Origin of the sequence: Phenylobacterium sp. VNQ135, assembly GCF_049445735.1 — a bacterium.
Classification (GTDB): domain Bacteria; phylum Pseudomonadota; class Alphaproteobacteria; order Caulobacterales; family Caulobacteraceae; genus Phenylobacterium.
The window spans coordinates 391,166-403,340 of sequence record NZ_JBMSDS010000005.1; the positions used below are offsets into that span (position 1 = coordinate 391,166).

Genomic DNA, 12,175 nt, shown 5'->3' on the forward strand with positions numbered 1-12,175 from the left:
GGAGCCGGGGCGGCGCGGGTTGTCGCCCTCTAGTCCTCATCCTGGGCGGGGAAGTCCGTGCCCCAACCGGCTTCAAACACGCCGAGAAGGCGGCCATCGGAGCGCACCTCGTGGCCGTAGGGGCTCTCGATGCTCCACGCGATGACCAGGGCCTGGTCGTCGGTTTCGCAGTCCAGGGCGACATCGGCCCCGAAGAGCCCGCCCGGTCCGCGCACCCGCACGCGATAGTCAGCCATCGGCGAAGTACCGGGTCGTCCCGACCAGCCGATGCCCGCGGTCATGAACCTCCACCCGGGCGTCGGCTCCGGCCCGGGCCAGCTTGCGGGCCAGCGCATGGGCCTGCGCCTCGGCCTTCGCGCCCGAGCCGAACACGATCGGCTCCAGGCCTGCGGAACAATCCATCCGCCAGCCGCCCTCCAGAGGCTGGATGGAGACCAGAACATCTCGAACGGACACTGACACAAGCGTTACTCCCGCGCGGATGAGGAGTTTGGCGCCGCGCGGGGTTCCTGAAATTCACCTAGGCGAAGAATTCGGGCGGTTGCGTCCTGGGAAGCCTCGATCTAGAACATATATAGAACATCAGGAGGCGACGCCATGCGTGAAGACGGCAAGATCGACTATGTGGAGCTCCCCGCCGAGGACATGGCCGCACAGACGGCGTTCTACGCCGAGGCGTTCGGCTGGACGTTCCAGGACTACGGCCCCGACTATCAGGCGTTCGGCGAAGGGTTGGACGGCGGCTTCTACAAGCCGGGCCCGGACGCGCCGAAGAAGCCGCCGCTCGTGGTGCTCTACGCCCACGACCTCGAGGCGATGGAGGCGAAGGTGAAGGCGGCCGGCGGCGTGATCAGCACGCCGATCTTCAGCTTCCCCGGGGGCCGGCGCTTCCACTTCCAGGATCCGGCCGGCAACGAACTGGCGGTCTGGAGCGAGGGGTAAGGCTCGCGCAACCGGCGGGCTGAGGCTCAGCCCGCCGGTCAGGCGGCTCAGTTCCCCGGAGCCTTCGGCGTCTCGGCCTCGGCCGACTGGCGGCGGCGGGGCATCAGCTTCTGGGCTTCGCGGAGTTCCGCCGGGTCCAGGGCGCCGTCGGTGTTCTTGTCGATGACGCCGAAGAACTTGGCCATCATGTCCCCGGTCTGGCCCTTCAGCTCGGCCTTCTGCAGCTTGCCGTCGAAGTCGTCGTCCATGGCGCCCATGAAGAGGGTGGCCTGGAGCTGCTTGTCGTAGTCCGGCTTCTGGTCCTGCACGGTCTCGTCGACCCAGCGGTAGTGCAGGTAGGTCGCCAGCATCTCCTCCCACGACTGCTCGCCCCAGGTGACCACCTTGTTCGGGTCCGGGTTGGCGGGGTTACGCCTGGAGTTGTCATAGGTGTAGCGGGTCACGACCTTCGTGCCGGCCGGGATCTTCAGCGGCTCGGCCAGGAAGTACTCGTACTGCCAGTTGAAGTCGTAGCGGGGCAGCGAGAGCAGCATCTCCTCCCGGCCGTCCGGATAGATCACCGACACGCTGGCCGAGGCGCCCCGATGGTGAGCGTGCGGCGTCAGGCCGTAGAGGATCGCCTCCTTCGGGAACTGGATGTAGGCGTGCTCGTGGTGCTCCTCGGTGTTGGCGGGGATGACGATCGAGAAGTCGAAAATGCCCATGGTGCGGAGCACGTACTTGGGCTCCTGGCCCTTCGGATAGAAGTACATGCCCATCTGGGTCTTCTCGACCGTCTCGCGGCCATAGGGCGTGTAGTGGTTCTGGAAGGCCACGCCGCCGGAGGGCGGCACCCAGACGCCGTGGTCGTCGGGGTTGATGTTCGAGCCGCGGCCCGGCCCGTAGCCGCCGAGCGAGGCGCCCCACTGGGTCTCCGTCGCCGTGTCGCCGGTCTTGAAATTGCCGTCCACGACGCCCGTCAGGATGTGGTGCACCGCCTGGCGGTCGGTGACGCGGAAGGTCGTGGCCTTCATCCAACGGCCTTCGGTCATGACGCTGGGCACCACCGGACGCTGGTAGTCGAGCACGCCCTGGGCCGGGATGGCGAAGGCCGGGATCTCGACGATCACGTCCGGCTTGCCCAGCGGCCAGTCGGGCGCCTTGAAGTCGATCTTGGCCAGCGGGTCCTCGCCCTGGCCGCGCGGCGCGCCGCCCTCGATCCAGTGGACGAGGGTCTTGATCTGCTCGGGGCTCAGGCGGTCGTCGTCCTTGAAGTGGCCGACGGTCTGGTCGGCCATGTAGGGCGGCATACGGTTCGTGCGAATGACCTCGCGGATCATCGGAGAGAAGCCCTTCACCTGCTCGTAGGTGTTGAGCGGCATCGGGCCGATGCCGCCCGGCTGGTGGCACGTGGCGCACTTGGCCTTGATGATCGGCGCCACGTCGTGGGCGTAGCTGATTTCGGTGAAGCCGCCCTTGGCCTTGGCCGGGAAGGCGATGGCCGAACCCTTGGCGGCGGCCTGGGTGAAGGCGACGCTGCGGCCGGCGGTCAGGGCGTCGACGGCGGCGCGCGCGCCGGCCGCCGGGCCGCGATAGAGCACCTGCCAGCTCTTCGGGTCGACCACGAAGACCTCGGCGGCGCGGCTGATCCCGAGCTGTTCGCCGACAAGCTGCTGGTAGTCGAACAGGATCGGCATCTGGAGACCGAGCCTGGCGGCCTCGGCCTTGACGACGTCGCGCTTCTCGCCCAGCCGAGAGGTGACCCCGAACATCTCCACGCCCTTGCCGGCGTAGTCTCGCTTGAGGGCGGCGAGCGCCGGCGCGTCCTTGCGGAGCTGGGCATCGCCCGAGGCGTAGGCGACCAGGACGACGGCCTTGGCGTCGGCGTTCCGATACAGCTCGCGCGCAATCAGGTTCTGGTCGGCGAGCCGGAAATTGTCGACGGTCTGAGCCGCCCGCGCCTGACCAGACAGCAGCAATCCTGCCGCCATCGCCATCATCAGGCCCATCACGGCGGCTCTCACGCCCGCCCGTCGCGCCACACCCATGCTCCAGCCTCCCGTCCGGAATTTCTTGTTATCCGAACAGGATGATCCGACGCGCATTGCGCAATTGTGTCAGGTCGTTGGAAGGGCGCTTCAGCCCTGCAGCGGCTGGCCGCGACAGTCGACGGCGAACAGCGGCGTGGTGCGGGCGAGCACTTCGATCCGTTCGCAGTCCCCATGCCGCGCGAGAAGCTGTGGAATGCTGCTCAGCACCTCCGACGCCCGCTCGATGGACAGGATTTCGATGGGAACGAGAGATCCTCTGGCGATCACGCGAAGCTGGTACATTACGGTTCGACCCCGACTGACGATCGGGTATGCGCGCGGCGACCGGCGTTCGCCATTTCGGAAAACTACTTAAGGCTGTCGAGGAACCACGATGACGCAAGCGGAGATGGAGGCGATCGTCCTCGCGTTCCCCGGCGCGACGAAGGGCACGAGCTACGGCAAACCGGCCTATCTGGTGGACGGAAAGTTCTTCACGCGGCTGCGGCGCGACGACGCCAGCCTGGTGCTGATGGACGTCTCGTTCGACGAGCGCGAGATGCTGATTGAGGCCGAGCCCGCGACCTTCCACATCACGCCGCACTACAAGGACTATCCCAGCGTGCTGGCCCGGATGGAGAGCCTGCATCCCGGCTCGTTCCGCAACTTCCTCGAGCGCCGGTTCCGCAAGATCGCGAAGAAGTCGGTCGTGAAGGAATGGGACAAGGCGCGCGGCGCGTGACCGAGGACGACTTCCGCGCGCTGTGCCTCTCCCTTCCCGAGACGGTGGAAGGGGCGAACATGGGATCGATCTACTTCAAGGCCAACGGTAAGGACCTGGCCCGCCTGCTGGGCGGCGGCCGGGCCATGCTGACGGGCGTGCCTGTGGAAGAGGTGGAGATGCTCACCGAAGCCGAGCCGGATGTCTTCTGGGCGGACGGCCACTTCAAGCAGGCGCGCTGCGTGGTGGCGACGCTGGAGCGGCTGGAGCCGGACGTCGTGCGCGGCTTCCTGGAGCGTCGCTTCCGGCAGGTGGCGAAGAAGAGCGTGCTGAAGGCTTGGGAGGGCTAGAACTCGTCCTCGATCGCGGCGCGGAAGTTCTCGAAGACCTCGCGGGCGTGCTGCTCTGGCGGGAGCTCGGGCTCGGCGGGGCCTGCGCCGGCGCCGGCGGTGAGCCGGCCCACGACCACGCCGTGTTGGACGAGCAGCAGTTCCTCGCCCGCTTCCAGGCCTTCCAGCAAGGCGGCGATCTTCGGCGGCAGGTCGTCGAGGTCGAGGCGCTTCATGGCCCCATCCTAGACCCGCGGGAGCCCGGGGGGTAAATCGCCCGCATGGCTTACCGATCGCTGCGCGAGTTCCTGGACAAGCTGGAGGCCGCGGGCGAGCTGGTCCGCGTCACAGAGCCCGTGTCGTCCGTCCTGGAGATGACCGAGATCCAGCGCCGCCTCCTCGCGACCGGCGGACCGGCCGTCCTCTTCGAGAACGTCGTCCGCGCCGACGGCGAACGGTCCACGATGCCGGCGCTGGTCAACCTGTTCGGCACGGTCAAGCGCGTGGCGATGGGGGTCACGCTGGAGGGCAAGGAACGCACCACCGCAGGCGAGCTGCGCGAGGTGGGCGAACTGCTGGCCTTCCTGCGCCAGCCCGAGCCGCCGCGCGGCCTGAAGGACGCCTGGGACATGCTGCCGCTCGCCAGGACCGTGATGGGCATGCGGCCTCAGGTCCGCAAGTCGGGTCCCGTGCAGGAGGTGGTGCTGAAGGGCGACCAGATCGACCTGTCGAAGCTGCCGATCCAGAGCTGCTGGCCGGGCGAGCCCGCGCCGCTGATCACCTGGCCGCTGGTCGTGACCAAGGGGCCGTCCGACGACCGCGAGGACGACTACAACCTCGGCATCTACCGCATGCAGGTGCTGGGCAGGAACAAGACGATCATGCGCTGGCTCGCGCACCGCGGCGGCGCCCAGCACCACCGGCGCTGGAAAGGCGCCGGCAAGCGCGAGCCTCTGCCGGCGTGCGCGGTGATCGGCGCCGATCCGGGGACGATCCTGGCGGCGGTGACGCCGGTGCCGGACACGCTGTCGGAGTACCAGTTCGCCGGCCTGCTGCGCGGCGCGAAGCTGGACCTCGTGCCGGCCAAGACCGTGCCGCTGATGGTGCCGGCCCAGGCCGAGATCGTGCTGGAAGGCCATGTGCACCTCGACGAGTACGCCGACGAGGGGCCTTACGGCGACCACACCGGCTACTACAACTCGGTCGAGCGGTTCCCGGTGTTCGAGGTGACGGCGGTCACCATGCGCAAGGACCCGATCTACCTGACCACCTTCACCGGCCGGCCGCCGGACGAGCCCAGCGTGCTGGGCGAGGCGCTGAACGAGGTCTTCATCCCGCTGATCCGCCAGCAGTTCCCCGAGATCGTCGACTTCTGGCTGCCGCCCGAGGGCTGCAGCTACCGGATCGCCGTGGTCTCGATGAAGAAGGCCTACCCCGGCCACGCCAAGCGCGTGATGATGGGCGTCTGGAGCTACCTGCGTCAGTTCATGTACACAAAGTGGGTGATCGTCGTGGACGACGACATCGACGCTCGCGACTGGAAGGACGTCATGTGGGCGGTCTCGACCCGCATGGATCCGGCCCGCGACATCACCGTCATCGAAAACACGCCGATCGACTACCTGGACTTCGCCAGTCCGGAGAGCGGCCTGGGCTCCAAGATCGGCCTGGACGCCACCAACAAGTGGCCGCCCGAGACCAAGCGCGAGTGGGGCGAGAAGCTCTACATGGACCAGTCCGTCATCGACACGGTGACCGAGAAGTGGGCTAAGCTCGGCCTGCCCGGCGACGGCCGGCCCGTCGACTAGGCCGGAGGATCGCATGGACGTCACCGCATCCGCGCACGCGGCCGCGCTCTGGGCCGGGCTGCACATCTTCCTGCTGCTGGTCCTGTCGGTGCTCGTCACCCGCCAGCGGCGCAAGCACGGCGTCTCCCTGGGCGACGGCGGCGTGCCGGCGCTGAGCCACGCGATCCGGGCCTTCGGCAACGCCAGCGAGCACGTCCCCGCCGCGCTGGGGGGCCTGGCGATCCTGGCGCTGGCCGGCGCGCCGCCGCTGCTGATCCACCCCGTGGGCCTGGTGCTGTTCGCAGGCCGGCTCCTGCACGCCGTCGGCCTGTCGCGCAGCGGCGACGCCACCCTGCCGCGGGCGATCGGCACGCTGGCCACGTGGATCGCCTATGTGGTGCTGGGCGCGGCGCTCATCTTCTACGCCGTCCCCTAGCTTGTAGCGGGGCTCGCGCTCGGCCATATGGCCGGGATGGACGAAAACCTGCTGAACGACGTCGTGGCCGCCGCTCTCAAGGCCGGGGCCGACGCCGCCGAAGCCGTGGGCGCCGAGCGCCGCAGCCTCTCGGTCAACGTGCGCGAGGGCGAGCTGGAGGAGGTGGAGCGCGAGGAGTCCCGCGATCTCGGCCTGCGGGTGTTCGTCGGCCGCCGGCAGGCGACGGTTTCGGGCTCGGACATCTCCCCCGAGGCCCGCGCCAAGCTGGTGGAGCGCGCCGTGGCCATGGCGAAGCTGGCGCCGGAAGATCCCTATGCCAGCCTGGCCGATCCCGAGGCGCTGGCGCGCGGCCCCCTGCCCGACCTCGACCTCTACGATCCGACCGAACCCACGCCTGAGGCGCTCGAAGAGCGTGCGCGCATCGCGGAAGCCGCCGCCCGCGCCCAGCCCAAGGTGACCAACTCGGACGGCGCCAGCGGCTCGTGGTCGTCGTCGCGGTGGATCCTGACCACCAGCGCCGGCTTCACCGGCGTGCACCGTGCGTCGGGCTTCTCCATCGGCGCCTCGGCCATCGCGGGCGACGAGAGCGGCATGGAGACGGGCTACGACGGCCGCTCGGCCCGCTGGGAGGCCGACCTGCCGGCGCCCGACAGCCTGGGCGCCGAGGCCGGCCGCCGGGCCGCCAGCCGCCTGGGCGCGCGCAAGATCGCGTCCACGACCGCGCCCGTGATCTTCGAGAACCGCCTGGCCGCCTCTCTCATGAGCCCGCTTATCGGCGCCATCTCCGGCCCGGCCATCGCCCGCGGCACCTCGTTCCTGAAGGACAAGCTCGGACAGCCGGTGTTCGCGCCCGGCGTCACCATCACGGACGATCCGCACAAGCGCCGCGGCCTCGGCTCGTCGCCCTTCGACGACGAAGGCGTCCGCAACCAGCGCCGCGACCTGATCGAGGCGGGCGTGCTGACCACCTGGCTGCTGAACACCTCGTCGGCCCGGCAGCTCGGCCTCTCGACCACCGGCCACGCCTCACGCGGCCTTGCCGGACCGCCGGGCGTATCGCCCAGCAACCTGACGCTCCAGCCCGGCGAAAGGGACCTCGCCGGCTTGATGAAGGACGCCGGCTCGGGCCTGCTGATCACCTCGATGTTCGGTCCCTCGCTGAACGGCAACACCGGCGACTGGTCGGTAGGCTGCTCGGGCTTCTGGTTCGAGAACGGCGAGATTACCTATCCGGTGAGCGAGATCACCGTGGCCGGCAACCTGATCGACATCTACGGCCGGCTGGTCCCGGGGTCGGACCTCGAGTTCCGCGGCGCCTCCAATTCGCCGTCGCTGCTGGTCGACAAGCTGGCCATCGCAGGACGCTGACGCTGGACGACCTCGCCCTCCTCCTCGACGCCGCCCGCGAGGCGGGCGAACTGGCCGGCAAGCTCCGCCGGCAGGGGCTGGAGATCGAGTACAAGGCCGGCAATTCGCCGGTCACGAACGCCGATCTGGCGGCCGACCGGCTGCTCAAGGAACGGCTGCTCACCGCCCGACCCAACTACGGCTGGCTGTCCGAGGAGACGGCGGACGATCCCGCTCGCCTGGCCCAGCAGCGCATCTTCGTGGTCGATCCGATCGACGGGACGAGGGCCTTCCTGAACGACCGGCCTTGGTGGGCCGTGTCGGTGGCCGTCGTCGACGGCGAGCGGCCGGTGACCGGCGTCGTCTTCGCGCCGGAGGTGGGCGAGACCTATGCCGCCCATGCGGGCCAGGGCGCGACCCTCGACGGCGAGGCGATACGGGTAGGCGGCCGGGAGACGCTGGAGGCCTGCCGCATGGCGGGCGACCCAAACCTGTTCCGGCATCCGAGCTGGCCCACGCCCTGGCCCGAGATGCAGGTGGAGGCCCGAAACTCCACGGCCTACCGCATGTGCCTGGTGGCGGGGGGCCAGTTCGACGCCGCCGTGGCGCCGGTGGCCAAACACGACTGGGACCTGGCGGCGGCCGACCTCATCGCCACCGAGGCGGGCGCCTTCGTCGGCGACCATCACGGCCAGACCTTCCGCTACAACCGGCCGAAACCGGTGCAGGCGAGCCTCGTCTGCTGCGCGCCGGCGCTCACCCCATTGATCCTGGACCGGGTCCGGCATATCGGCAGCGCAAACTGACCCTTCCGGTCCTGAAAGCGTTTCCGAACATCATGCCTGACAGCCAACAGCTCCTTCACCTCGTCATCGGCGGCGAGCTGAAGTCCCTCAACGGCCCGCCGGAATTCCGCGACCTGTCGAAGGTCGACCTGGTGGGCGCCTTTCCGTCATACGACGAAGCCGTCCGCGCCTGGCGCGCCAAGGCCCAGGAGACGGTGGACAACGCGCACATGCGCTACTTCGTGATCCACGCCCACAAGCTGCTGTCGCCGGCGGCCGGCGAGTAACGACAGGGCCTAGTCGCGCTCGATGCGGTCGAGCAAGGCGCCGCCGCGCCAGACCTCGACCGCGTGGCAGCTCCGATGCTCGCCCAGCAGCCGTCGGGCATGGGTCTGGAGCTGTTCCAGCTCGGTCCAGGGGGCCAGGTCCACCACCGGCGCAACACCATCCGCCCTGACGCACAGCAGGGTGCAGTATTCTTCCGCCGCGCTGATGGTCAGCCCCTCCTCCATGCGCGAACTGTTGCACGCTATGGGCGAGCCGTCCGTCGGCGAGGCGACTCTTTGCGCCAGCTACTCCCGACGGAGCAGCCGCTCGGTGAGCAGCGATCCCAGCATCTGGCTCCTGAACTTCGCCTTCATGCCGGCCGGGTCGTACATCGGGCTTTCCACCCATTCGAGGAAGCTCATCCCCGCGGGTTCGCCTTCTTCCAGGTAGCGCTCGAAGGTGTAGTCCAGCACCCCCGTCTTGCCCTGCTTGACGTGCAGGTAGCGGAGGTGGAGCTGGTCCATGGCCTCGCGGATCGTCTTGCCCTTCCGGAAGTGCATGTAGAGCACGCTCATGATGCCAGCCCGGTCCGCGCCGGACTTGCAGTGCATCAGGGCCGGATACTGGATGGTCTCGAACAGCCGCTTGGCGCCCAGCACCCGCTGCACGCTCGGGACCTCGCGCGAGGTGATGGTGAAATCCACCATCGTCAGGCCGAGCCGCTCGCAGGCGTCCTTCTCGAGGGCGTGGAAGCTGGCGTCGAACCCGCCGCGCAGGTTGATCACGGTCTTGATGCCCCGCGCCTTCCACAGGGCAAGCTGGTGCGGCCAGGGCTGGTTGGTGCGGACCAGCTCCTCCGAAATCCAATGAGCGTTGGAGAAGCCCAGGCGCAGGTAGGCATGGTCGTTCCAGAGATAGTCCAGATAGGTCTTCAGCCGCCCGCCGGGCGTGCTGACGTCGAATCCGTTCCGGACCGGCTGTTCGTTCATGGCCGCTAAGTAGGGCCAAGCGGCCGCCAGAGGAAGTCGCCCCGCTTGACTTCGCAGCCCCGACGTCCGACCCCAGACCCATGAGCGACAGCCTGCCCGAGCTATCTGGCCGCGACCTGATCGCGCGGGTGGCGAAGGCTTACCTCGCGCCGCGGTGGGCGCCCTGGACCGGCGCCCTGCTCGCGGGCATCGCGGCGGCCTGGTTCACCACCAAGCTGGTGCAGATCCTGGAGCCTGCGACCAACGACCTGATGGTCAACCACAAGCCCGGAGCCCTGGTGGCCCTGCCGCTGACTATCGCGGTCTACGCCATCCTGCGGGCGCTGGCGCAGATCGCCCAGGCGACGCTCGTGAACCGCATCGGCAATGCGGTGGTGGGCGACATCCAGGTGCAGCTGTTCGGCAAGCTGGTGCGGGCCGACCTCGCCCGGCTGCGCAGCGCCCACTCCGGCTCCTACGTCTCCTCGGTGCTGTACGACGCGGGCCTGATCCGCGAGGCCGCCACGTCGGGCGTGATCAACTACACCCAGCACCTGCTGATCGTGATCGGCGCGATCACGGTGATGATCTCCAACGACCGCAATCTCTCGCTGCTGCTCATCGTCGCCCTGCCCGCCGCCAGCCTGATCATGCGTCGTTTCGCCAAACGGACGACGAAGGCGGCCAAGGGCGCCATGGCCGAGACCTCGGCGCTGTCGACGGCGATCATGGAGAGCCTGGACGGCGTGCGGGTCGTCAAGCTGGAGAACCGCGAGAGCTACGAGGAGGCCCGCGTCGGCGAAGTGGTGCGCCGACGCCAGAAGCACCTGACGAAGGGGGCCAACGCCCGGGCCCGCGCCGCCCCCACAACCGAACTGCTGATGACCCTCATCACCGCGGCGGTGATCGCCTACGCCGGCTGGCGCTCGCAGCAGGGCGGCATGACCGTAGGCGCGTTCGTGGCCTTCATCGCCGCGCTCGGCGTGGCGTCGCAGTCGCTGCGCCAGCTCGCCAACCTGCAGACCGTCTTCGCCGAGGGCATGTCGGCGGCCCGCCGCCTGTTCGCCGCCCTGGACGTCGAGCCGGAGGTCCGGGAGAAGCCGGGCGCGCGCGCGATGCCGCGAGGCCAGGCGACGGTCCGGTTCGAGGACGTCGGCTTCCGCTACGGGCCCGAAGGCGCCCCCACCCTGGCGGGCGTCACCCTGGAGGCCCGGCGCGGCGAGACGGTCGCCCTGGTCGGCCCCTCCGGCGGCGGCAAGAGCACGATCCTGAACCTCATCCCGCGCTTCTACGACCCGACCTCCGGCCGGGTGACCATCGACGGCCTCGACGTGCGCGATGTGACGCTGGCGTCGCTGCGGGATCAGATCGCCCTCGTCACCCAGGAGCCGTTCCTGTTCGATGACACCATCCGCGCGAACATCTGCTACGCGCGGCCGGACGCCAGCGAAGCCGAGATCGAGGCCGCGGCCAAGGCGGCTGCGGCGCACGAGTTCATCCTGGCGCTGCCGCACGGCTACGAAACCACCGTGGGCGAGGCCGGCGCGCGGCTGTCGGGCGGCCAGCGCCAGCGGATCGCCATCGCCCGCGCCTTCCTGAAGGACGCGCCCATCCTGCTGCTCGACGAGGCGACGAGCGCGCTGGACACCGAGAGCGAGGCCCAGGTGCAGGCGGCGCTCGCCCGGTTGATGGCCGGCCGCACAACCATGCTTATCGCCCACCGGCTCTCCACCGTGCGCGGCGCCGACCGGATCTACGTCATCGACCGCGGCCGTATCGTCGAGACCGGCGACCACGCGAGCCTGCTGAAGAAGCGCGGCCTCTACGCCCGCCTGGCCAAGAGCCAGCACCTCGAGGCCGAACCCGCTTGAAGAGGCTGCTGCGGAGCGACGGCGTCCAGGCGGTGCTGGGCTGGCTGCTGGGGACCTATCTGCGGGTCGTGCTGCGGACCGTCCGCTGGCGGCACGAGAACGTGGCGTGCGTCGAGCCTGTGCTGGCGGACGACGCGGCCGGGGCGATCGCTCTCTTCTGGCATGGCCGGATCCCGCTGTGCCTGGCGACCGCCCCCCAATGGTGGCGCAAGCGGACGCGCTGCCTCGTCTCGCCTTCGGCGGACGGCGAGTTCATCGCCCGGGCGCTCCAGATGTCGGGCTTCCCGGCGATCCGCGTGTCCTCGGCCAAGAAGGGCGATGCGGCCAAGGCCCGCGCGGCGGTGGCGGCGATCCGGGAGGCGACCGGCTGGGTGGCGGGCGGCGGCGCCCTCGTCGTCACGCCGGATGGTCCGCGCGGTCCCAACGAGGTGATCCAGGCGGGCGCCCTGCAGATCGCCCGCCGTTCGGGCCAGCCGGTGTTCCTGATGGGCATCGCCGCCAATCCTGCCTGGCAGCTGCAGGACACCTGGGACAGGGTGATGTTCGCCGCGCCGTTCGGCCGGGGCGCCGTCGTCTGGGAAGGCCCCCTGCACGTCCCGGCCGATGCCGGCGAGGCCGAAATCGCCGCCCTGATCGAAGACTGGTCGCGCCGGCTCTCCGCGGCCACCCGGCGGGCAGAGGCCCTCGTCAGCCGACCAGGATAGGTCCGCCGC

General features: G+C 69.5%; 17 protein-coding genes. 10 read left to right on the forward strand and 7 right to left on the reverse strand.

Features of this window, described 5'->3' with window-relative positions:
- Window positions 1–29: 29 nt before the first annotated feature.
- Both ACO2Q0_RS19680 and ACO2Q0_RS19685 read right to left on the reverse strand, forming a co-directional pair.
- On the reverse strand, window positions 30–236 hold the full coding sequence (locus tag ACO2Q0_RS19680; protein ID WP_423353213.1) for a hypothetical protein: 207 nt from the start codon (window positions 234–236) through the stop codon (window positions 30–32).
- A complete protein-coding gene (locus tag ACO2Q0_RS19685; protein WP_423353214.1) occupies window positions 229–456 on the reverse strand; it encodes a hypothetical protein in 228 nt (75 codons plus the stop codon). Before ACO2Q0_RS19685 ends, ACO2Q0_RS19680 begins: the two co-directional genes overlap by 8 nt.
- 141 nt (window positions 457–597) lie before the next feature.
- Between ACO2Q0_RS19685 and ACO2Q0_RS19690 the strand changes: the two genes are divergently transcribed.
- Window positions 598–942, forward strand: coding sequence for a VOC family protein (locus tag ACO2Q0_RS19690; RefSeq protein ID WP_423353215.1), 345 nt, complete (start codon window positions 598–600; stop codon window positions 940–942).
- Between the two features lie 47 nt (window positions 943–989).
- On the opposite strand, the gene ACO2Q0_RS19695 is transcribed toward ACO2Q0_RS19690, so the two are convergent.
- Both ACO2Q0_RS19695 and ACO2Q0_RS19700 read right to left on the reverse strand, forming a co-directional pair.
- Window positions 990–2,969: a redoxin domain-containing protein gene (locus ACO2Q0_RS19695; protein WP_423353216.1), complete on the reverse strand. Its 1,980-nt coding sequence runs from the start codon at window positions 2,967–2,969 to the stop codon at window positions 990–992.
- 90 nt (window positions 2,970–3,059) lie between these two features.
- The gene (locus ACO2Q0_RS19700; protein ID WP_423353217.1) at window positions 3,060–3,254 is read right to left on the reverse strand and encodes a hypothetical protein; all 195 of its coding nucleotides are present in this window, start codon (window positions 3,252–3,254) and stop codon (window positions 3,060–3,062) included.
- Between the two features lie 91 nt (window positions 3,255–3,345).
- Here ACO2Q0_RS19700 and ACO2Q0_RS19705 point away from each other — a divergent pair, with 91 nt between their 5' ends.
- A complete protein-coding gene (locus ACO2Q0_RS19705) occupies window positions 3,346–3,693 on the forward strand; it encodes an MmcQ/YjbR family DNA-binding protein (RefSeq protein ID WP_423353218.1) in 348 nt (115 codons plus the stop codon).
- Entirely contained in the window at window positions 3,690–4,022 is a 333-nt protein-coding gene (locus ACO2Q0_RS19710; RefSeq protein ID WP_423353219.1) for an MmcQ/YjbR family DNA-binding protein, read from the forward strand. Before ACO2Q0_RS19705 ends, ACO2Q0_RS19710 begins: the two co-directional genes overlap by 4 nt.
- Here the strand turns inward: ACO2Q0_RS19710 and ACO2Q0_RS19715 are convergent.
- The gene (locus ACO2Q0_RS19715; protein WP_423353220.1) at window positions 4,019–4,237 is read right to left on the reverse strand and encodes a hypothetical protein; all 219 of its coding nucleotides are present in this window, start codon (window positions 4,235–4,237) and stop codon (window positions 4,019–4,021) included. The two genes, ACO2Q0_RS19710 and ACO2Q0_RS19715, sit on opposite strands and share 4 nt — an antisense overlap.
- Window positions 4,238–4,282: 45 nt before the next feature.
- Here ACO2Q0_RS19715 and ACO2Q0_RS19720 point away from each other — a divergent pair, with 45 nt between their 5' ends.
- Genes ACO2Q0_RS19720 through ACO2Q0_RS19740 form a run of 5 tightly spaced genes read left to right on the forward strand, consistent with a single transcriptional unit; the run spans window position 4,283 to window position 8,643 of the window.
- Complete coding sequence (locus ACO2Q0_RS19720; RefSeq protein WP_423353221.1) at window positions 4,283–5,809, forward strand: UbiD family decarboxylase; 1,527 nt, start codon at window positions 4,283–4,285, stop codon at window positions 5,807–5,809.
- A gap of 13 nt (window positions 5,810–5,822) precedes the next feature.
- Entirely contained in the window at window positions 5,823–6,224 is a 402-nt protein-coding gene (locus ACO2Q0_RS19725) for an MAPEG family protein (protein ID WP_423353222.1), read from the forward strand.
- A gap of 36 nt (window positions 6,225–6,260) precedes the next feature.
- Entirely contained in the window at window positions 6,261–7,592 is a 1,332-nt protein-coding gene (locus tag ACO2Q0_RS19730; RefSeq protein WP_423353223.1) for a TldD/PmbA family protein, read from the forward strand.
- Between the two features lie 2 nt (window positions 7,593–7,594).
- Window positions 7,595–8,377, forward strand: a complete 783-nt coding sequence (locus tag ACO2Q0_RS19735) for a 3'(2'),5'-bisphosphate nucleotidase CysQ (protein WP_423353359.1) — start codon at window positions 7,595–7,597, stop codon at window positions 8,375–8,377.
- 32 nt (window positions 8,378–8,409) lie between these two features.
- Complete coding sequence (locus ACO2Q0_RS19740) at window positions 8,410–8,643, forward strand: DUF4170 domain-containing protein (RefSeq protein ID WP_257836062.1); 234 nt, start codon at window positions 8,410–8,412, stop codon at window positions 8,641–8,643.
- Between the two features lie 9 nt (window positions 8,644–8,652).
- Here the strand turns inward: ACO2Q0_RS19740 and ACO2Q0_RS19745 are convergent, their stop codons facing one another.
- Together ACO2Q0_RS19745 and ACO2Q0_RS19750 are read right to left on the reverse strand one after the other, a co-directional pair.
- Window positions 8,653–8,868, reverse strand: coding sequence for a hypothetical protein (locus tag ACO2Q0_RS19745; protein ID WP_423353224.1), 216 nt, complete (start codon window positions 8,866–8,868; stop codon window positions 8,653–8,655).
- Window positions 8,869–8,928: 60 nt separating this feature from the next.
- Window positions 8,929–9,612, reverse strand: a complete 684-nt coding sequence (locus ACO2Q0_RS19750; RefSeq protein WP_423353225.1) for a fused DSP-PTPase phosphatase/NAD kinase-like protein — start codon at window positions 9,610–9,612, stop codon at window positions 8,929–8,931.
- A gap of 80 nt (window positions 9,613–9,692) precedes the next feature.
- Between ACO2Q0_RS19750 and ACO2Q0_RS19755 the strand changes: the two genes are divergently transcribed.
- On the forward strand, window positions 9,693–11,462 hold the full coding sequence (locus ACO2Q0_RS19755; protein ID WP_423353226.1) for an ABC transporter ATP-binding protein: 1,770 nt from the start codon (window positions 9,693–9,695) through the stop codon (window positions 11,460–11,462).
- Window positions 11,459–12,166 (forward strand): lysophospholipid acyltransferase family protein, encoded by a 708-nt coding sequence (locus ACO2Q0_RS19760; protein ID WP_423353227.1) that lies wholly within the window; start codon window positions 11,459–11,461, stop codon window positions 12,164–12,166. The genes ACO2Q0_RS19755 and ACO2Q0_RS19760 overlap by 4 nt, the downstream gene beginning before the upstream one ends.
- Window positions 12,167–12,175 lie beyond the last annotated feature (9 nt).